This is a genomic window from Brunnivagina elsteri CCALA 953 (assembly GCF_002289455.1).
GTDB lineage: Bacteria > Cyanobacteriota > Cyanobacteriia > Cyanobacteriales > Nostocaceae > Brunnivagina > Brunnivagina elsteri.
This window is the reverse complement of the sequence record NZ_NTFS01000108.1, coordinates 1-16,873: the sequence shown is the minus strand read 5'-3', so window position 1 is coordinate 16,873 and position 16,873 is coordinate 1. Positions and strand designations below refer to the sequence as shown.

Here is a 16,873-nt window from a genome sequence, read left to right as displayed (position 1 = left end):
GGTTTAATGTTTGCATTGTGGTAATGTACCTGTGTTGTAGTGTAATTTACTGACATACTTGGATTCACGAGTGTTTTGCAGGATTCCAGAATTTCCTCGAAAATATTTGAAAAAGCGTTGAATTCATTGTTTATAGCGATACTTCTGCGGAGTCACTGTATGCGATCACAGTACCCCATAAACCGATAAAATCTTGGATATAGGGGCGTTGCCCTGAGTTTATCGAAGGGTTGGATTTCATTTATGTCAGAGATTGAAGATTACGGAGTGACTGTTGAAGAGTATTTATTCGTACTAGCAGCAGGGATTGATATCTTGGAATTGAGGAGTTTAGAAGCAAGGGGGATTCCAACAAATCTGGCTTCTTAGGTGATGGCAATCGTCCCCAAGGTGGTCAATGGTACGGCAACACCCGAAGAAATTTGTAGAAGTATGTTAATTATGTCGCCAACTGGTAGACAACAACTTGAGTAGTTTTGTACTTTCACATGGAAAATAATACTTTTGGACTGCTAACATTCTTGGTGTTAGTAAGGGGCAAGCCAAGACAATAAAAAAGCGATGTGCATAAACGAGTGAAGCCGTACATATTCAAAGTAGTACACACTCAAAACAAACAATTTGATTATGCTTCACCTCAAAAAATTAGTTAACATTACCCTCTTGGCAAGCGCTTTATTTTCTCCTGCTGCTATGGCACAAGAATTGTTAGGCACACAACCAGGTAGTCTATCTCAACATGTTCCAGTTCGATGCGAAAGTGTACAACCTGGCGGATGTATCCCCGACAAAATAAAGACTAAACCACCCTCTACTGATACTGCTAAGAAACCACCGAAGGGAAAAGTCATACTCGGTACGCCTACTTGCAAAGATACTAATGGCAACGTCATTAAATGTTATTAGATTCACATTTATTGATGTATTGAAATAACGATATGTCAAGAAATAAATGCCAGATTTGAGATGCTATTCTTCGTTGCCTTTCTGAATCGCTTAATTAGGTGAGATGTCCATGTGATACCACTTTGTGGTCGCCAAGGGCATCGCACGAATGACACAATTAGTAGAGTAGGCGACCAGCGAGTTACTACAGCACTTTTCTGACAAGCAACAATTAACTTAATTTGATTTACCGTCACTACCTAAATATTCCCGATAACCGCAAATTTTTTCATCGCGCACATCAAAGGAAATAGCGATACGGTTTTTGTAAGGTTGTCCCCGCATCATTCCTTCATCACGAAACTCAAATACAACTGTTGTCTCACTACTAGTAACTCTTTCTAGAGTTGTTAACTTAATAGTTTGACCAAACACTTCTGTAACATATTGAAAAAAATCTTTTGCTCGTTCTTTTCCAACATTTAAACCGTGGTATTTACCAATAGGAAACCAAAAAGTAAAGTCATCTGCCAGTATATTTAAAAGTGGGTTCCAATCACTTGTTTCAAAACCATACATTAAATTGTCAAATGCTTGTTTAGCTACTTTTAATGTCTTTTCTTTTTCTTGTGTCATAGGTTCCGATTCCCGTATATCCATCGTGACAACAATATTGACTGTAAGGTGATAGTTGAGTTAAATAACAACCAAATGCTCTTTTACAATTTACCTGACTCTAATTCATCAAGATATATAAATTCAGGAGCTTTAACTCCTGCTTCTTCTCTAATTTTGACTAGTTGAGGTGACTCAAAAAACTTTCTTGCATCTGTTATTGATGTCTAAGCTGAGAAATGAACTATTTTATTGGGTTCATTTTCATACTTTAAGACTTGATAGATTCTCTCACCGGCTTCTTTGCGGATACCAGCAGCATTATCAAATATTTTTTTCCAAGCTTCATAATCGGAGACCTCATGGATTATCAGTACATATTGCATAGCAATATCACAAACGAGATAATTTTCATTTTTCATCACCATATTGGTTCACTTACATCAACTTATGTCATCTACCATCAAAGCATCCAATTGAGCCAATAACTTTTCTACCTTTACCTTTTTCTTCGGGTCTTCCCAAACCTTTGATTGCTTCAACTTGCGGAATGTATTATCAACCTGGTCTTTGATTGATGGGGTTTCTGGTTTAACTTGCTGTTCGATTTCCTTTATCTTGCGCTTGATTTCGTTGAGTGAGAAATTATAGACTATCGCATCATCAAGTAATTTTTTGCGGCTTTCTTCATCTTTCACTTTAGCGATCGCACTCCCAACCCCACAACTAATATAAAGCATAGGCAGGACAGTGCTTGTCGGTCGTTGGTCTATGTATTGTGTGATACAAGCGACAAAAATCACTTGTTAGGTAACGCTCTGTATGCTTCTGTAAGTTTTTCTGGCTGTTTCCTAAGTTATCGAGTATATACAGAAGAGAGTAGGTAAATAAAAGGGAAAAACCTTGGCAAGAGATACTTCTAGAGACGGCTTTCTCAACCGGCTAGAGCTATTTGTGTTGACAAATTTTGCGGGGCTGTGGGGATTAGTCCAGCGAAACCGATGGCTGAACCGTTGGGTGAATCGCTTTTTGACGAATTTAACCGTTTATAAGGTGGCAACACGACCTTATCCTTTTAGCTTGATGACGCTAGATGACCATATTCCCGATACGGATAAGCCTAAGAAACCAGAGACTTATACTTCTTGGGATTCGTTGAGCGATCGCACTTACACTGGTCGCCACTTACCCCCCGATCCGCAATTCAATCAACAGCCCACTTTGCCGGAGCCGGAAGCGGTATCTGTACTCTTTCAGAAAAGAGAGGGTGAAACCATCTACTCTAAAAAGTCAACGCTGCTTTTTCCCTATTGGGCACAGTGGTTTACCGATGGTTTTTTACGCACCGAGCGCAGAAATCGATTGAGAAACACTTCTAACCATCTGATCGATCTCGCGCCAGTGTATGGTCTGAACAGAAAAACGACTCACTTACTAAGAAGCTTTGAAGGCGGTAAGCTTAAGAGTCAGCGCATAAACAACGAAGAATATCCACTTTTCATTTATGAAGATCCTGAAACTGGTGTAATCAAAGAAGAGTTTAAAAATCTCTACGAGCCTTTGAATGAGGAAATGAGATTGCCACCTGAACGCAAGGCTAATTTGTTTGCGATGGGGGTAGAACGGGCTAATGTGCAAATTGGCTACGTGATGCTCAATGTGATTTGCCTGCGGGAACACAATCGAATTTGTGATGTATTAGCAGGGGCTTATCCTAGCTGGGATGACGAACGGCTCTTTCAAACAGCGCGAAATATTCTGATGGTGACGATTATGAAAATTGTCATCGAAGACTATGTAAACCATATTACGCCTTATCATTTTCAAGTTATTTTCGATCCACAATCTTTTCCTAATGAAAAGTGGAATCGCCAAAACTGGATGTCGATTGAATTTAATTTTGTGTATCGGTGGCATAGTGCCCTCCCTGAAACATTTGTGTATGCAGGTGAGAGAATGTCCATTACTCATTCACTGTGGAACAATCAACTGATTCTCGACCGGGGGATTGGGGCGTTACTTCAGGAGACTTCTGCACAACCGACAAGTAAAATCGGGTTGTTTAACACGCCTGATTTTTTGATAAGGTCTGCGGAGGAACCCACGATCAAACTGGGTCGTCAGAGCCAGCTTGCCAGCTACAACGACTATCGTGAGGCATATCAGTTTCCTCGGTTGACGCGCTTTAACCAGATTACCGGCGATGTACAGACACAAGTACTGTTGCAGCAGCTATATGGCGATGTAAACAATGTTGAACTTTATGTTGGTCTCTTTGCCGAGGATGTTCCGGAGAATGCGCTGTTAGGACCACTGTCCACTCGACTCATTGCAATAGATGCGCTTTCTCATGTGCTTACCAATCCACTACTGGCAGAGAATGTGTACAATAAGGAGACTTTTTCTGCGGTGGGTTGGGAGATTATTCAAGAGACCAAAACGCTGTCAGATTTGGTGAATCGCAATGTTCTAGCTGGTGATGAGGATTTTAATATTACCTTTTACCAGAGGCGTGACTGATTAAGCAGTGGCTCAATCATGGGTGAGCTATACATCCACCCACCCACACGGTAGGCTGTTGATTTTAATGTAATTTCCCCGTTTTTAGTTCATGCAAATTTTGTGTCTACGTGAATCCAATATCCATATAGCATAGGCTTTTGAGGAAACGTCATCGCATCGGGATGCATGAATTTTTATCCACCAAAAAGGCTCAAAGTAAACACCCTACTGCTAGACTGCAACAATCATGATGCCGATTATTGTAATTTTATCTGTATCTTGCAATACATTCCGAATTTGGAATTGCTGTCTAAAAATGCACAAAATCAATAGCCTACCCCTTGCTAGAAAGCCCTTTGTCCTCTTCGTGACCCCTAATTGGGCAACTGCGAATTTTTGCTTTCTTCAACCGATTCCACCATTTGCTCGCGTAAAACCGCAACCTGAGCAATCATCGTGTTGAGCATACCCCCGGTTTCCATCGTTCTCATCCAGTGCATCATTGAGGAAAGGAACAACTCTTTGAGATAGGCAAAGGAAAAGCCATCGGTAATTTCGGCAAGGGAGCAAGCTTCCCCATCTTCCAGACGCATGACGCTTTTTAGCTTGCTATTCCATAAATTAATATAAGTAACTCGTTCGGCGATCGCAGGAAGCTCAAAATAATATTTGCGATCGAAACGACTGGGACGATTTAAGATTGCAGGGTCGATTTTTTCCGGGTGGTTAGTTGTTGCTAAAATCACTATTCCAGTATTTGCAGCAAAACCATCAATCTCGTTCAAGAAAAACGAACGATTACCATCATCCACCAACGAATCTAAATCTTCTAAAATTAACAAACAAGGAGCAGATTCCCTCGCCCTGTCAAATACTGTTTTAATATTATGGTGAGGATTGTCATATTGCGCTCTCAAGCTTTTGACATACAAACAAGGAACTTGCATTTTATTAATTAAAGCCTTGACGGTGTGAGTTTTCCCATTTCCCGGAGCACCTATAAACAAAATACCCCGCTTCCAAGGAATACCGTAACTTTCGTAGGTTCCTTTTGCACTGAAAAAATTAGTTAAATCCGCTTGAATATCTTGCTTTAAAGTACCACCTAAAATTAAATTATCAAAGCTAGCATTTTGAATCGATTCGTATAATTCTTGATTCTTCGACCAAAAACCATCTTCAAAAACTAAAATTTCATCCCTAATTTCCGAATACCAAAGACAAACATCTGCAAAAAATTTCTCAGCAACTTCCTTATTATCTGCCAGTAGCCAATAATACTTCTCCTTACAATGACCACCCAACCAACTCATGGTTAACACATCTAGCTGGTGACCTTGCCATCTCACCTCAAAACAAGCATTTTCTATATAGTTATATAGCTTATTATCGGTGCCATCCCAACCAGTTAATAGTTGGTTGTAAATCGAAGATTCATATTCAATTTCACACAATCCCTCTACTGCATACCCCTCAACATTAAAAGCATAATCTTTACCTTCAATTAAATACTTCTTCGGGTACAATCCTGCTAACTCTTGACTCACATAGTAAGAAATTGCATTAGTATTTGATTGTAACCCTTGCAAGATAAGCTGTTGAATCTTCACGGCTGTTCCTCGGCGTTTGTAGCACGCTGTCTTCTGTGTATTAATAAGTGGTCTACAATTCCTCGTAAGTTGATTCCGGAAATCTTGCCCGTATGTAGGGTCTGCTAAAATAAGTCCCTATAAATAAATCATGGAAAAGGTACAGAGTGCGTTCAGGTAGTGGTGGCTTCCGCATCGCTACTGTTGTGGGTTACCTTTTCTCCGCAAGGGGACTAAATTAATCTACAAGATACAAGCGATCGCACCCAACAAATCTCCTTATTGAAAGCGAACGCACCCCAAATCCCGTGTATCCATCGTGGCAGCAGTACCCGCAGTGAGGTGATAGTTGAGTTAGATAATACTTAATTACTGAATGCAGTAAGTAATGCAGTAGACAGTTGTAATTAATTTGCTTATCTGCTAAATATTATGGGCAATGTTGCAATCGCGACATATTCTGCTAATATCAATATCTCAATCAATTACTGAATGCAGTAAGTAATGCAGTAATAACTATGCCTGAACCAGAGCTAAACTTGATAGTTTTATGGGTTGCTAATGCGATTGCAGCATTGGATTTTTATAGGGCTTTGGGATTCCGGTTTGAGATAGCATCTTCTGCTGAAGGTTTGGATTACTACGCTTGCTACTTAGGTAAGACCGTTATCGAAATTCATCCTGGGAGTGCTGGTGCTGCATTACAACCATATCGAGGAGGTTCGGTAATGTTGGGCTTGAAAGTAGACAATATTGATGAGGTGTTAGCCAAGGCACAAAAACTAAGCAAAACCACTTTGCCCGATGCCCACGAAAGCCGATGGGGAAGGCGAGTCGTACTCACAGACCCCGATGGTCGCAAGATTCAACTTATCGAACGTAAACTCAATAAAATTAATGCAGTAATGCAGTAATGCATTATTTAAGTAACGCAGTAACGCAGTATGACAGTAATTGCCTTAATTAATAAAAAGGGTGGTTGCTCTAAATCTACAACCGCCGTACATCTGAGCTATTGGCTATCACGTCAGGGTTACAAAGTAAAACTTCTAGATGCTGATGCCCAGCGCAGTAGTTCGATATGGCTCAACTCAATGGAGGATAATTCCATTGCTGCAACGGTGTTGCAATCACCCGACGAATTGCTTGAACAAATACCCGAACTAGCCCAAGAATGTGATTACCTCGTAGTTGATGGAGCCGCAGGACTGGCGGAATCAACCAGGGCGATTTTATTTAGATGCGACCTGGCGGTAGTTCCCTGTCAGCCCACAGGTTTAGATTTGCAATCGGCTAGCGATGCAGTACGTTTAATCAAACAAGCCCAATCAGTACGTGGTGGTGCGCCTAAAGCTGCTGTGTTTATCAGCCGTGCTGTCAAAGGGACAAAACTCAAAGATGAAGCAATCGCACTATTATCAAAAACCAAAGAAATAACCGTACTAAAAACAGTGGTGCATCAAAAACAAATCATTGCTGACACTTTTGGGCAAGCTGCAACTGTTTGGGATTTAACGGGAAGACCAGCGACAGAATCAGCGAGGGAATACGACAAGTTATTTAAAGAGATATTGGGGATGGTTAAATGATGAGAAAACGAAAGCCATTAGATGAAGCTGCACAGAGTTTTGTGTTTGGGGGTAACGTTCCCAAAGAAGATATTGAAACTGAACTGGAAGTAGAAGCAACACCTGTGGTAATTGAGCAGCCCCAAGTTAAAGCTCAAGAAAAAGTTACTTCAAAAACTAAAGTCGAACCAGTTGAAGAAACAACTCCACCTTTGGTTAAACCTGATTTGCTATCCCAACTCCAAGCCCCTGCCAAAGAGCCGACAGTACGCATTACGGTTGATTTAGCCGAATCGATGCACCGCAAACTGTCACTGTTATCGGCAAGGACTGGTAAGAAAAAGGCTGAGATTGTTCGGTTTTTGCTCGATGAAGCCCTTAAGGATGTAGAAGATTAATTAAGTAATGCAGTAATGCAGTAATGCAGTAATTATGTTAGATGCTCATAATTTAATCTTAGCTACCTGTTCTTCGTTTTCTAAACTCCAAGCCATGAAATCAAAACCATCGTCGGTATGCTGGTAGTCGTACTCCAAGTTTAAAGCATGGGCAGCTTCGATAAGTTCTTCAAGGGTTCCATTACACCATTTAATTTCATCTTTTGTTAAACCATCTTGAATTATTTTTGCTGCATATCCTTGTTGAATATCAGTCAACATACATTGATGCTGCCAAGTACCACAAATATCGCACGAGTAACCCCAATCGTATTTGAGGGTAGGACGATGATAGGTTTTGAAGTTGCAGTTACGGCAATAGAGGAATTGTGAACTATACATTGGTTTGGGTAAATTGCTACTACAGTTAGCTTTCCCCAAAGCGATCGCTATTATTTCACTCTTCATTCGTAAACAGAAAATAAATGTTGTATCTATAAGAATTAACTACCCCATTACCAGAAATCACAATAGCGATCGCTCAATGCCATGAAAATCTACCACCAATAAAAAACCCCGGCATATACCGAGGTAGCAGTGCAAAATATAGCTGATTTAAACTTACTCAGTTATCGGTTGATAAATTTCTCTCAACTTTTCCACCGTGTTAACTGTTTTTAATGCAGTTAAAATTGTTTCCAATTGCTTAATATCTTGAATTTGAGAAATTTCTTCAAATAGTTCTGACTGCATTGCACCAAATTTCAATTGCAAACAGGTATCAATACCTTGTAATAAACCCTTGCGAGTACCCTTCTCAATTCCAATTCGCTCGACACTCGTTACATACTGCATACGTTTAGATTCCTCGAAACTACTATATTCTTGCCAAAACTCTTGTGCTAAATTGGCGGGTAAAGTCATCATCCAATCAATAAACTTGAATAGGACAATTATCGAATCCCGCTCGAATCCCAACTCATACAACCTTTTTACCAAAATCAACTTTTGCTGCTTGCGCTCGGTACGGTCGCTGGTTGTTGCCTTAGCTTGTAGATGCGCCATAACCACGGTAGCAAAGGGATTACGGCTTTGTTCGAGTTCGGATAACCTTTGTTCGTAGTCTAACAGTTTTATGACTGGAAATCGAAAACTGATGCCACAACCAAATAATTGAGAATTAAATTGTGATGGTCGCCAATTGGGATTATCATCACCGAGAATTGCCAAAGATACTACAAACTTTTGGTATTTGTCGTAAATTCGATAGTTGTAGGTGTACATTCGCAAAGAAAAATTAGCTTCTTCCTGACTTTGAATTTCAACATGAATAAGTATCCAATTTTCTTCGCCAGAAATACGATAAACCTTGACTAATTTATCGGCAAATCGCGTACCAATTTCGGCATCACCCACTACCGAAAGCAGTTCTTTGTCGAGGAATTCGGGCTTTTTAGTCCAATCAATACGGAGATGTGCTTGAGGAAAAAAGAACAGCATGAAGTCCTCAAAATACCTTTCCAAAACATCTTTCCAGGGCGAATCGTACTGGGTTTGAGGATTGGGAAAATCCTCGGTTTGGGAATTATCTGTCATAACTACTGCACCGTAATATTGCGAACCAAAATACTCATCACTTCCCCTGGATGCGTTGGGCTGGATACCAATGGACTCCAATCTCCCACCTGAGCGTAACCCAGTTGGTGTAAAACGTGAATTGTGCCCATCACAGCACGAGATGAACCAATCAACGTGTGTTTGATGGTTTCGCGTTCGGGTGTAGGGGTTGATTGCAAATTATTGTGTAGGTGATTGCTTGGTTCAGCACCTGATAAAAAGCTTTGAGGAACTTGGGATTTGAATGTGTACTTGGTGGGACTGTCGAGTGCAGTCAATGCGCTCAATTGTGTAATCATCTATGTGGCTCCCTGTAGGGGTTAATTTGGAGCGATCGCTATCTTCTTCCCGGAGTCAGGCGATCGCTTCTAAATATTCTTATCGTCAAGTGTAACGTTACGCTTTGGCATTTATCAATCATAACGTGATGATTTACAACAAGGAAGGGTATATAGAGAAAAGAATATTGATGAAGGTTAAGAAAGTTATTGAAATTGAAGTGGTGGGACTAGGCGATCGCATTCGTCAGGCGCGGGAAGCGGATAGTCGTTCATTGGCTGAGATTTGCCGCCAGATACCGATGACAACGATGAACTGGTACAGGATTGAGGCAGAATCCACCAAAGCACTACCCATCGAAACATTGAGACGCATCGAAGAAGTATTGGGTGTGGATTTTGGGGTAAAGTTTGAAAATTAAATATGACTAACGATAAAATCCACGCCGTCATTAACATCAACGATTACACCCTCATCGTGTTTTATACCAACGCTCGCTGCTGGCAATTTCGGGTGATTAGTCCTGGTGGTGATGTATATGGCTCGACGGGAATATTTTACACAGCAGATGCGGCGGAAACTGCGGGTAGGGATTGGGTGGGGAAGAAAGGGTGAGGGCGATCGCTTATAAATAACAGCGCTTCCTTAGTTCACAAAGAATCAATCCGACTTAGGGATTCAATCAACTCCTCAACTTCTTCTTCGTCCAGGCATTGTTGAACCTGGTTGTTGAACCATTCGATTTCTTGCGGTTCTGTGTCCTTAACCCGATAGACCAATAATGTTCCTGCAACGCGGGCGAGGGTAAGAGGTGATGGAGAAAGGTTACTGAGCAAATCACATGCATTTTGATATATTTGCTTAACTGATGCTTTGTCCAATGGAGAACCCAACTGAGCGGAAAGCTCTTTTAGATTCTTTTGAATCGACGAATGGAAGCCTGAATCTTCGAGATTCCGAGGGTTACTCATGATTGTTATTCAAATGCGATCGCTTTCTTCGACCGTAGGTTTATCGTACTTGTTTTTCTCACTGCCATCGTACCTTAACACCTCTCAATTTTTCTGGAATCAACAGTTATGGGGATGTAGTTATTATCAGACAAATGGCTATAACGAACTTATATAACTAACCCACGGGGATTTACCCCAACAAAGAACCCAGTCACTAAGGCTGGGTTTTTGGGTTTTGGTGAGGGTATGACTATAAATTAAGTGCAAGAAACTTCCCATAGCAAGCGTTCAATTTCTGCCACTAAAACTGTGCGATCGCGTGTTTTAAATTCGTATAGCAATTCCCCAGTAAAGTCACCTTCGTACATCACCAAACCGTAGTGACCTTCTTCTAGGTTGCCTTCTGGATACCAACCCACATCGAGCAATCGATTGTGTCGTTCGTGCCACAGGGTTAGCATATCTTCTTTGAATATCCACCATCCATCTGCTTCGGGAACTAATTCTGGGTTTGGGTCAATTTCGTACAAGCCATTGTTGTACTGTACGAGCCATCCTGCGGGAATACGTAAAGGTTGTAATAGTGGTTGCATGGAAAGAAAGTTACTGCCATCACCACAACGATAACTGCCCCGGCGACACATTGGACTTGCCACCCCGATGGTAATGAAGATGGCAACTACTGCACAAAGCAGCTAAGTTTTCTCTTCGATTGTCGCTTGGGTTCCGGTTCCAGTGGTGGACTTGTAGGTTGTAAGTCCGTAGTTGGGAGAGAGTTAATTTTGATGTGTCTTCACCTGGAGCAATGCATTTTAAGCCACATTTTTGACAACACCACCCAGCTTCAAGTTTCACCGACGTGGCAATCTCTGACCAATTATCTGGGTAAAGCGAATCGGTGAAGGTCATCTTCGAGCGAGGTTATGGGGTTTTCAGATTATAATACGAGACACATAAGTATGTAACAAGCTTGTTTTAACTATAAAATTAGCTATTTTTCAGCTATACCAAGGCTACCGCAAGGCTAAATCTGAATAAGAAAGGGTAATTGATATTTACTGCCAGTTACGGCGGTACTATTGATCTAAGCCCAAGCGATACCCGTTTCTATGTCTAAGGATATAAGTTTATTTAATTAAGAAATATTAGATTGAAAAATTAATTCAGATAGAAACTTATGGCAACTGAGCAAGAGCTTCAATCTCTTTTTAATACCTTAGATCGCGATCAAGACGGCAAAGTCTCCATTCATGAGCTTTTTTTAAGTCCTGGCTTAAGTGCAATTATCTCATCAGAAACAAATACCAGTAGCCCCCAGGAGTTACTAGTACAGTATGGTTTAGACGAAGACGGTAGTATTACCTTTGAAGAGTTAAAGAAAGCAGTTGAGAAAGCAAGTAATTTAACCTAGTAGTCAAAAAACCCAATATCCAAAATCCCTCTCTAGCCCACGCTTTGAGGGATTTGCAATTTCTAGGTCATTGGTGACTCGCTCTTTTCCCGATGGATGACCTTGGAGGTGAAAGGCTAGCTTTTTGCGATTGTGGGAGGGAAGCCAAGAGCGATCGCACTTGTTTTTCTCACTGCCATCGTACCTTAACACCTCTCAATTTTTCTGGAATTGCTCAGTATAGTGTTGTAGTAATTATCAGACAAATGGCTATAAGTAACTTATATAACTAACCCACGGGGATTTACCCCAACAAAGAACCCAGCCTTAGTGACTGGGTTTTTGGGTTTTGGAGTATACCCACAGATTCCTTAAGAGGGATGCAGCACACAAAAAACTAGGGAAATATCATTTATTCAAACAAATATCCATGTATCGATTTATATTAGCAAGCTGTATTATGTCTGTGTGGTGTTATAAATTACGCTCACTACGAGCGAGAAATGCGATGAAACGGCAGCAGCTAATAATTGGAAGTACAGTATTTTTTTTGACACTTGCACCAAGCATTGCTTATTCAGATGAGGTGTGGAATAGCAACTATGGTAGAGTGGTTTACCAAAGCGATAGAAATAAAACTGCCGTCTGGACTTATCCAGCAGGGACTATCTTCATTGAAGGGTTAGCTGGAGTCACAAGCAATCGTGGAATTTATCACGGCTATTGGGTAGGTAAATCGAATGTTAAATGCGACACGGCACGAGAAGACAGTTCTGGCAAGTTGAGTAATACCTGGGGACGGTTTTCAATTCGTTTTACAGTGCCTAATTTCCCCATGCCTTGGGAGGCAAAATGGAGTTATTGCGAAGGTGAACCAACATTCTCTTGGAACGGAACCCCACCAAGATAAGTTCCATCTAAACTTATTCCTCATACTTGTATTTAATTTTACCTAATTACTTATCTCTCGTAGCAACCGTTCAATTTCCGCTACTAAAGCCATGCGATCGCGTAACGCTTGTAATGTTTATTACAGCCCTTGAAGTGGCAATAGACTCATCCTACAACACTAAGATTTTCAGCAGTAGCGTGGCGGCAAATTATCTATAAGCTACTTTTAGCCCTACCAGTTCTTAAATTTGGCGAAGGTATTGGCATATGGTAAATAGTTAATTAAATAACTCTAAAAACTCTTCAACAACTGCGGAGGTACTTTCATAACATTGCGTTGCTGAAAATCTAACTGTAGAAATACCTTGACGTAAAAATATCCTATCTCTCTTGTAGTCCCAATTTTTTTGAAAAGCTTCGTTATGATATACTCCATCGACTTCAAGAATCATGCATTTTTGATTATGAAAAACTAAAAAATCAACTTCTGCTTTTTCTTTAAGCTTATTATCGTGATTACTAACAGGTAAACCATTTAAAGCCATAAAGCCATTTACATTAGCAAAAAAGATAATGTTTTTACTATACAAAGCTCTAGCAATCTTCTTTTCTGTTTGTGAGCGAAATGTTAAACCATTCCATAAAAGTTCTTCTTTGACTCGCTCATTTTTAAGTTTGGTATCAACATAATTTTCCTCAATCTTAATATTTTCAAATATTCTTTTTCTTTCAACATTATCATAATAAATAAACCACCAGTATTGCGTGCCTTTGCCGTCTCGCTGGTCTGCGAAAGCAAGATGTAAATGTTCGCTAATCTCAAAATAAAAGCCTGTTTTCTGCCTAACATTCAGCCAATTTTTTACGGCATCTCTATTGCTAAGATTATAAATATTTAGAAGAAAATTAGTCAAAGAACCTGTACGGACTTCTACATAGTAAGGTAGCTGAGGAGCTACTGAAACTATTGAGTTATCAGAATCACTGTGTTCTTTTCCAGATGGATTAAAAATAGTTTTAGGGGGAGCTTGCACCATATCCACTATCCAAAAAAATAAGACTTTATTTGTTTATAGCTACTCCAAATTGATTAAAGCAACAGAAAAAATACATGACTTCAATTAAAGATTAGATAAAGTCCATCGCTTCCCAGAATTGCATAAGTAGGTAGGTACAATTAAACCGAACTACGTAAACTTCTGTAAAGTACCCGAAACGCTTCTAAAATCAAGCTCCTAAGTGATTTACATTTCTTAATCTAGTTGTGTTTTTTAACGTCCACCTACTTAGATAAAACTTAGAGAGGCTAATGGCTTAATCAAATATTTACGGCTCTTCCCAATGCCACGATATAAAGTTTTGCTAAACTTACCAACAAACAAAGGCGACTTTTTCTTCTTCGATCGCAATTCCCAAAAATCGCGATTAAAAGCTTTCATCTTGGAATTATATGTATAACTCCAAGATGAAAGTAAATCAAAATCTATCACTTGACCAATAAAACTGTAATGAATCTATGAACCGTAATTGGCTCGTGCATAACCAATTATTTTAGACATCGCTGGTCCGCCGCCACCTTCGTTATCACCGCTAGTATTATTAGCAGGTATTGAAGCTTCAGCACTTTGTACGCCAATAACTCTGGGATATATTTCTGAACCCCACCATCCCCAAACTGGTCCACCAGAATGACCGCCAGTGATATCCATAAAATGACCCAGCACGTAACCTGTTTGGTCACTAATTGATTGGTTTGACACCGAAGAAATTGCTCCATTGCCAAAAAATACAGGGCGCTGAGTACCAGTCAAATCACCGGGGTAGCCGATATGTTGCCAGAAACTTCCTCCATTCCAATCATCATCATAGGTGCGGTATCCGGCATACCCCGTTACATCACCTAAATTACGGTCGAGTACAACTACAACATAGTCAAATGCTGTTTCTAAATCTGTTAATCCCCCTTCGGCTTTGTTCCAGAAAATAACTCTCGTACCCCAAGCGGACCCTAACGCGGGTCTAACACCGTTATGGTACGAAGGCGAAAACTTAATCCATCCCGCACTTCCATCGCTATTCCATACTATGCAATGGGAGCAAGTCAGCATCAAATTACGTCCAATCATGCACCCCGTTCCACTACCACTAGCAGTTTCAACCCGACCTACCGTACACCAAGGGTAAGATACATCATCAAAAATGTATCGCGTGTCGGTTCCAAATACATTACTAGGTTTATCCTCATCTCTTTTCGGTGGTTGATATTTGATTTTCTCAGTCAGCGTTGGTAGGAAACTAATATTTAGAAACTCATGGGTAACGCCATCGCTGTACTTAACTAAGTCGATTTGGTCAATTTTCTCAATCTGACGAAGCAAGTCTTCTGACTTAATTGCAGGTGGTTCAACCTGTTTCGCTAAATCTGCAATTACTTCAACTACCGCGTAAGCGTGTTCTCCTTCAACTTGTCGGATAACTGGTGCAATTTTTTGCCTTTCTGGATACCAAATGCGCCCTACTTCTGCTTTAAACTCTGGAAATTTTACTGAAGCTTGAATTGGGTTGCGACTTTTTAGTTCGCGCAACGTTAATGGAGAATTTTTCATTGTCAAATTCCCTACAAACTAGTTTTTACATACCTGTATTATTAACAATGGCTGAAGAGCGATCGCAGTACCCCGTGGGGTAATCTTATATACTAATGGTGGTTGCATGGGAAAGGAATAAATTACCATCACCACAATAATAAATATGGAAGTTTTTACACGACGGGTGTTGCATAATAATCTAACGGCAATTAACACTATGCAGCATCGATCACGTTTCACTTAGCAAAATATACGTAATATATCAGTAACAAGTAATTCAAGAGAACTATTTTTTGATTCTTATGACGAGACAATTATTATTACTAAGCTTCATACTGGCTGGAATAATTTCATCAATACCACGAATATCAGTTGCCCAAGAAGTACCAAATCTTAGGCAAAATATGCCTTATTCAAAAGCCAGAGGTATATTGATAAATTCTGGCTGGCAAGCAGTATTTAATTTAGAGCAGATTAATAACCCTGATAAAAGCGCACCTGTTAGTTATTTTATTAACAAAGGATATACCGAAATTGTAGATTGTGCTGGTTCAGGATTAGGGCTTTGTCTTTTTCAATTTCGGAATGCCTATGGAAAAATATTGAATGTCACAACTGCCAACAATGGTGAAAGTCAAGAAATTGTTTTTGGTTGGAAAATTGAAGAACCTGAGAAAACCTCTGCAACAGTAAATACAGGGTGTGCGCCAAGAGATAATAAATCTCGTATTTTATCTAGTCCAAAACCAAATGATATCCATCCCAATTGGCGTGGTGATAGTTATATCGGCGCATCTTGGAGTTTTATAACCAAAGAAATTATTACAAATGATACGGGAAAATATTTAAAAGGTGATTTATATTCCCCACGAGGAGGACTGATAAATGAAAATATTTTTGTCATAGAAAATGAATGGGACTGCAATGTAAATGAAAGTTTTTAGCTCACCACAACGATAACTGCCCTGGCGAAACGTTAGACCTACCACCCCGATGGTAATGAAGGTGACACCCACTGCACAAAGCCACCAAATTTTCTTTGCGGTTATCCCTTGGGTTACGGTTCCAATGATGCACCTGTAGGTTGTAAACTCTACGTTTGGAGATGGTTAATTTTGATGTGTCTTCACCTGGAGCAACGCACTTTAACCCACACCTATGACAGCACCATTGGGCTTCAAGTTTAACTGATGTGGCAATCTCCGACCAATTATCTGGGTACAGCGAATCGGTGAACGTCATCTTCAACCAAGGTTATAGGGGTTTTAAGATTTTAATACGAGTATGGTGTGTGGTTGATGAATTTTTGGTTAATGAATATGCGATCGCAACCCAAATACCTGGTTTTATTGATAATTAACCTGGACACTTCATTAACTGTCCTTCAGGTATCAATTACCCCAAAAATACTAATTTTTGGAAAACTTTGTATTATTTATTTTACTATTCTCTGTCAAATAGAATTATTTTATGGCTAATGTAAATTTGGCTAATGTAATTTAAACTACTTTATATTATTTTAATGAAAGTCTAGCTCGAAGAAATATCTTCAATCTGTGATTTATGTAATTTTCGGGAATAGTTAGATTGAGATTGTCTTTATAGATTCACTCATGGCA

At 39.9% G+C, this 16,873-nt stretch carries 28 protein-coding genes; 14 read left to right on the top strand and 14 right to left on the bottom strand.

The annotated features are described in order from the left end of the window. The first annotated feature begins 243 nt into the window (after positions 1-243). Both CK510_RS33935 and CK510_RS11920 read left to right on the top strand, forming a co-directional pair. Positions 244-369 carry a hypothetical protein gene (locus CK510_RS33935; protein WP_281257007.1) on the top strand — a complete coding sequence of 42 codons (126 nt, stop codon included), beginning with the start codon at positions 244-246 and terminating at the stop codon, positions 367-369. Positions 370-627: 258 nt separating this feature from the next. Further along, the gene (locus tag CK510_RS11920; protein WP_095721913.1) at positions 628-906 is read left to right on the top strand and encodes a hypothetical protein; all 279 of its coding nucleotides are present in this window, start codon (positions 628-630) and stop codon (positions 904-906) included. 216 nt (positions 907-1,122) lie between these two features. On the opposite strand, the gene CK510_RS11915 is transcribed toward CK510_RS11920, so the two are convergent. From CK510_RS11915 to CK510_RS11905, 3 genes are all read right to left on the bottom strand, one after another. Then, positions 1,123-1,521 (bottom strand): nuclear transport factor 2 family protein, encoded by a 399-nt coding sequence (locus tag CK510_RS11915; RefSeq protein ID WP_095721915.1) that lies wholly within the window; start codon positions 1,519-1,521, stop codon positions 1,123-1,125. Positions 1,522-1,727: 206 nt separating this feature from the next. Continuing rightward, complete coding sequence (locus CK510_RS33405; RefSeq protein WP_245912090.1) at positions 1,728-1,922, bottom strand: hypothetical protein; 195 nt, start codon at positions 1,920-1,922, stop codon at positions 1,728-1,730. 21 nt (positions 1,923-1,943) lie between these two features. After that, positions 1,944-2,240 carry a hypothetical protein gene (locus tag CK510_RS11905; RefSeq protein WP_245912087.1) on the bottom strand — a complete coding sequence of 99 codons (297 nt, stop codon included), beginning with the start codon at positions 2,238-2,240 and terminating at the stop codon, positions 1,944-1,946. Positions 2,241-2,403: 163 nt separating this feature from the next. Between CK510_RS11905 and CK510_RS11900 the strand changes: the two genes are divergently transcribed. Further along, a complete protein-coding gene (locus CK510_RS11900) occupies positions 2,404-4,020 on the top strand; it encodes a peroxidase family protein (protein ID WP_095721912.1) in 1,617 nt (538 codons plus the stop codon). 356 nt (positions 4,021-4,376) lie between these two features. Here CK510_RS11900 and CK510_RS11895 read toward each other — a convergent pair whose 3' ends face one another. Further along, a complete protein-coding gene (locus tag CK510_RS11895; RefSeq protein WP_095721911.1) occupies positions 4,377-5,612 on the bottom strand; it encodes an AAA family ATPase in 1,236 nt (411 codons plus the stop codon). A gap of 497 nt (positions 5,613-6,109) precedes the next feature. Here CK510_RS11895 and CK510_RS11890 point away from each other — a divergent pair, with 497 nt between their 5' ends. The 3 genes from CK510_RS11890 to CK510_RS11880 are packed head-to-tail and all read left to right on the top strand — an operon-like array spanning position 6,110 to position 7,557. Continuing rightward, positions 6,110-6,505 (top strand): VOC family protein, encoded by a 396-nt coding sequence (locus CK510_RS11890; RefSeq protein ID WP_095721910.1) that lies wholly within the window; start codon positions 6,110-6,112, stop codon positions 6,503-6,505. 30 nt (positions 6,506-6,535) lie between these two features. Continuing rightward, complete coding sequence (locus tag CK510_RS11885) at positions 6,536-7,180, top strand: AAA family ATPase (RefSeq protein WP_095721909.1); 645 nt, start codon at positions 6,536-6,538, stop codon at positions 7,178-7,180. Further along, the gene (locus CK510_RS11880) at positions 7,177-7,557 is read left to right on the top strand and encodes a YlcI/YnfO family protein (RefSeq protein WP_095721908.1); all 381 of its coding nucleotides are present in this window, start codon (positions 7,177-7,179) and stop codon (positions 7,555-7,557) included. Before CK510_RS11885 ends, CK510_RS11880 begins: the two co-directional genes overlap by 4 nt. Before the next feature lie 45 nt (positions 7,558-7,602). Here the strand turns inward: CK510_RS11880 and CK510_RS11875 are convergent, their stop codons facing one another. The 3 genes from CK510_RS11875 to CK510_RS11865 all read right to left on the bottom strand — a co-directional run bounded on the left by CK510_RS11875 (position 7,603) and on the right by CK510_RS11865 (position 9,452). Beyond that, positions 7,603-8,004 carry a hypothetical protein gene (locus CK510_RS11875; protein WP_095721907.1) on the bottom strand — a complete coding sequence of 134 codons (402 nt, stop codon included), beginning with the start codon at positions 8,002-8,004 and terminating at the stop codon, positions 7,603-7,605. Between the two features lie 153 nt (positions 8,005-8,157). Then, positions 8,158-9,132: an RpnC/YadD family protein gene (locus CK510_RS11870; protein WP_095721906.1), complete on the bottom strand. Its 975-nt coding sequence runs from the start codon at positions 9,130-9,132 to the stop codon at positions 8,158-8,160. 2 nt (positions 9,133-9,134) lie between these two features. Next, entirely contained in the window at positions 9,135-9,452 is a 318-nt protein-coding gene (locus tag CK510_RS11865; protein WP_245912085.1) for a hypothetical protein, read from the bottom strand. A gap of 128 nt (positions 9,453-9,580) precedes the next feature. On the opposite strand from CK510_RS11865, the gene CK510_RS11860 reads away from it, so the two are divergent. Together CK510_RS11860 and CK510_RS11855 are read left to right on the top strand one after the other, a co-directional pair. Next, positions 9,581-9,853 (top strand): helix-turn-helix domain-containing protein, encoded by a 273-nt coding sequence (locus CK510_RS11860; RefSeq protein WP_373695798.1) that lies wholly within the window; start codon positions 9,581-9,583, stop codon positions 9,851-9,853. A 2-nt stretch (positions 9,854-9,855) separates the two neighbouring features. Further along, a complete protein-coding gene (locus CK510_RS11855; RefSeq protein ID WP_095721904.1) occupies positions 9,856-10,047 on the top strand; it encodes a hypothetical protein in 192 nt (63 codons plus the stop codon). A gap of 35 nt (positions 10,048-10,082) precedes the next feature. Here CK510_RS11855 and CK510_RS11850 read toward each other — a convergent pair whose 3' ends face one another. Continuing rightward, positions 10,083-10,403: a hypothetical protein gene (locus CK510_RS11850; RefSeq protein WP_095721903.1), complete on the bottom strand. Its 321-nt coding sequence runs from the start codon at positions 10,401-10,403 to the stop codon at positions 10,083-10,085. Between CK510_RS11850 and CK510_RS31705 the strand changes: the two genes are divergently transcribed. Continuing rightward, entirely contained in the window at positions 10,402-10,560 is a 159-nt protein-coding gene (locus tag CK510_RS31705; RefSeq protein ID WP_158224891.1) for a hypothetical protein, read from the top strand. The genes CK510_RS11850 and CK510_RS31705 overlap by 2 nt on opposite strands. 82 nt (positions 10,561-10,642) lie before the next feature. Here CK510_RS31705 and CK510_RS11845 read toward each other — a convergent pair whose 3' ends face one another. After that, a complete protein-coding gene (locus tag CK510_RS11845) occupies positions 10,643-10,978 on the bottom strand; it encodes a hypothetical protein (protein WP_095721902.1) in 336 nt (111 codons plus the stop codon). 19 nt (positions 10,979-10,997) lie between these two features. Continuing rightward, a complete protein-coding gene (locus tag CK510_RS11840; RefSeq protein WP_095721901.1) occupies positions 10,998-11,294 on the bottom strand; it encodes an HNH endonuclease in 297 nt (98 codons plus the stop codon). Between the two features lie 268 nt (positions 11,295-11,562). Between CK510_RS11840 and CK510_RS11835 the strand changes: the two genes are divergently transcribed. From CK510_RS11835 to CK510_RS11830, 3 genes are all read left to right on the top strand, one after another. Next, positions 11,563-11,796, top strand: coding sequence for an EF-hand domain-containing protein (locus CK510_RS11835; RefSeq protein WP_095721900.1), 234 nt, complete (start codon positions 11,563-11,565; stop codon positions 11,794-11,796). A gap of 92 nt (positions 11,797-11,888) precedes the next feature. Then, positions 11,889-12,068 carry a hypothetical protein gene (locus tag CK510_RS32750; RefSeq protein WP_211293175.1) on the top strand — a complete coding sequence of 60 codons (180 nt, stop codon included), beginning with the start codon at positions 11,889-11,891 and terminating at the stop codon, positions 12,066-12,068. 167 nt (positions 12,069-12,235) lie between these two features. After that, complete coding sequence (locus tag CK510_RS11830; protein ID WP_245912083.1) at positions 12,236-12,685, top strand: hypothetical protein; 450 nt, start codon at positions 12,236-12,238, stop codon at positions 12,683-12,685. 259 nt (positions 12,686-12,944) lie between these two features. Here CK510_RS11830 and CK510_RS11825 read toward each other — a convergent pair whose 3' ends face one another. From CK510_RS11825 to CK510_RS30960, 4 genes are all read right to left on the bottom strand, one after another. Then, entirely contained in the window at positions 12,945-13,703 is a 759-nt protein-coding gene (locus CK510_RS11825) for a DUF559 domain-containing protein (RefSeq protein WP_095721898.1), read from the bottom strand. 249 nt (positions 13,704-13,952) lie between these two features. Next, a complete protein-coding gene (locus tag CK510_RS31700) occupies positions 13,953-14,156 on the bottom strand; it encodes a hypothetical protein (protein WP_211293174.1) in 204 nt (67 codons plus the stop codon). Between the two features lie 24 nt (positions 14,157-14,180). Then, the gene (locus CK510_RS11820; protein WP_095721897.1) at positions 14,181-15,272 is read right to left on the bottom strand and encodes a trypsin-like serine peptidase; all 1,092 of its coding nucleotides are present in this window, start codon (positions 15,270-15,272) and stop codon (positions 14,181-14,183) included. 18 nt (positions 15,273-15,290) lie between these two features. Then, a complete protein-coding gene (locus tag CK510_RS30960; RefSeq protein WP_143289277.1) occupies positions 15,291-15,494 on the bottom strand; it encodes a hypothetical protein in 204 nt (67 codons plus the stop codon). A 62-nt stretch (positions 15,495-15,556) separates the two neighbouring features. On the opposite strand from CK510_RS30960, the gene CK510_RS11815 reads away from it, so the two are divergent. After that, positions 15,557-16,198, top strand: coding sequence for a hypothetical protein (locus CK510_RS11815; RefSeq protein ID WP_143289276.1), 642 nt, complete (start codon positions 15,557-15,559; stop codon positions 16,196-16,198). A 248-nt stretch (positions 16,199-16,446) separates the two neighbouring features. Then, positions 16,447-16,614 (top strand): hypothetical protein, encoded by a 168-nt coding sequence (locus CK510_RS31695; protein ID WP_158224889.1) that lies wholly within the window; start codon positions 16,447-16,449, stop codon positions 16,612-16,614. The last annotated feature ends 259 nt before the right edge of the window (positions 16,615-16,873 follow it).

Coding starts and splice junctions, on each gene's coding strand:
- CK510_RS11865 (WP_245912085.1), bottom strand. CDS start 9,452: ATGATTACACAATTGAGCGCATTGACTGCACTCGACAGTCCCACCAAG.
- CK510_RS11920 (WP_095721913.1), top strand. CDS start 628: ATGCTTCACCTCAAAAAATTAGTTAACATTACCCTCTTGGCAAGCGCT.
- CK510_RS31705 (WP_158224891.1), top strand. CDS start 10,402: ATGATTGTTATTCAAATGCGATCGCTTTCTTCGACCGTAGGTTTATCG.
- CK510_RS11875 (WP_095721907.1), bottom strand. CDS start 8,004: ATGAAGAGTGAAATAATAGCGATCGCTTTGGGGAAAGCTAACTGTAGT.
- CK510_RS11880 (WP_095721908.1), top strand. CDS start 7,177: ATGATGAGAAAACGAAAGCCATTAGATGAAGCTGCACAGAGTTTTGTG.
- CK510_RS11870 (WP_095721906.1), bottom strand. CDS start 9,132: ATGACAGATAATTCCCAAACCGAGGATTTTCCCAATCCTCAAACCCAG.
- CK510_RS11885 (WP_095721909.1), top strand. CDS start 6,536: ATGACAGTAATTGCCTTAATTAATAAAAAGGGTGGTTGCTCTAAATCT.
- CK510_RS11915 (WP_095721915.1), bottom strand. CDS start 1,521: ATGACACAAGAAAAAGAAAAGACATTAAAAGTAGCTAAACAAGCATTT.
- CK510_RS32750 (WP_211293175.1), top strand. CDS start 11,889: ATGGATGACCTTGGAGGTGAAAGGCTAGCTTTTTGCGATTGTGGGAGG.
- CK510_RS11815 (WP_143289276.1), top strand. CDS start 15,557: ATGACGAGACAATTATTATTACTAAGCTTCATACTGGCTGGAATAATT.
- CK510_RS33935 (WP_281257007.1), top strand. CDS start 244: ATGTCAGAGATTGAAGATTACGGAGTGACTGTTGAAGAGTATTTATTC.
- CK510_RS11850 (WP_095721903.1), bottom strand. CDS start 10,403: ATGAGTAACCCTCGGAATCTCGAAGATTCAGGCTTCCATTCGTCGATT.
- CK510_RS11845 (WP_095721902.1), bottom strand. CDS start 10,978: ATGCAACCACTATTACAACCTTTACGTATTCCCGCAGGATGGCTCGTA.
- CK510_RS11890 (WP_095721910.1), top strand. CDS start 6,110: ATGCCTGAACCAGAGCTAAACTTGATAGTTTTATGGGTTGCTAATGCG.
- CK510_RS11855 (WP_095721904.1), top strand. CDS start 9,856: ATGACTAACGATAAAATCCACGCCGTCATTAACATCAACGATTACACC.
- CK510_RS11825 (WP_095721898.1), bottom strand. CDS start 13,703: ATGGTGCAAGCTCCCCCTAAAACTATTTTTAATCCATCTGGAAAAGAA.
- CK510_RS11840 (WP_095721901.1), bottom strand. CDS start 11,294: ATGACCTTCACCGATTCGCTTTACCCAGATAATTGGTCAGAGATTGCC.
- CK510_RS11830 (WP_245912083.1), top strand. CDS start 12,236: ATGTCTGTGTGGTGTTATAAATTACGCTCACTACGAGCGAGAAATGCG.
- CK510_RS33405 (WP_245912090.1), bottom strand. CDS start 1,922: ATGAAAAATGAAAATTATCTCGTTTGTGATATTGCTATGCAATATGTA.
- CK510_RS11820 (WP_095721897.1), bottom strand. CDS start 15,272: ATGAAAAATTCTCCATTAACGTTGCGCGAACTAAAAAGTCGCAACCCA.
- CK510_RS11860 (WP_373695798.1), top strand. CDS start 9,581: ATGATTTACAACAAGGAAGGGTATATAGAGAAAAGAATATTGATGAAG.
- CK510_RS11905 (WP_245912087.1), bottom strand. CDS start 2,240: ATGCTTTATATTAGTTGTGGGGTTGGGAGTGCGATCGCTAAAGTGAAA.
- CK510_RS11835 (WP_095721900.1), top strand. CDS start 11,563: ATGGCAACTGAGCAAGAGCTTCAATCTCTTTTTAATACCTTAGATCGC.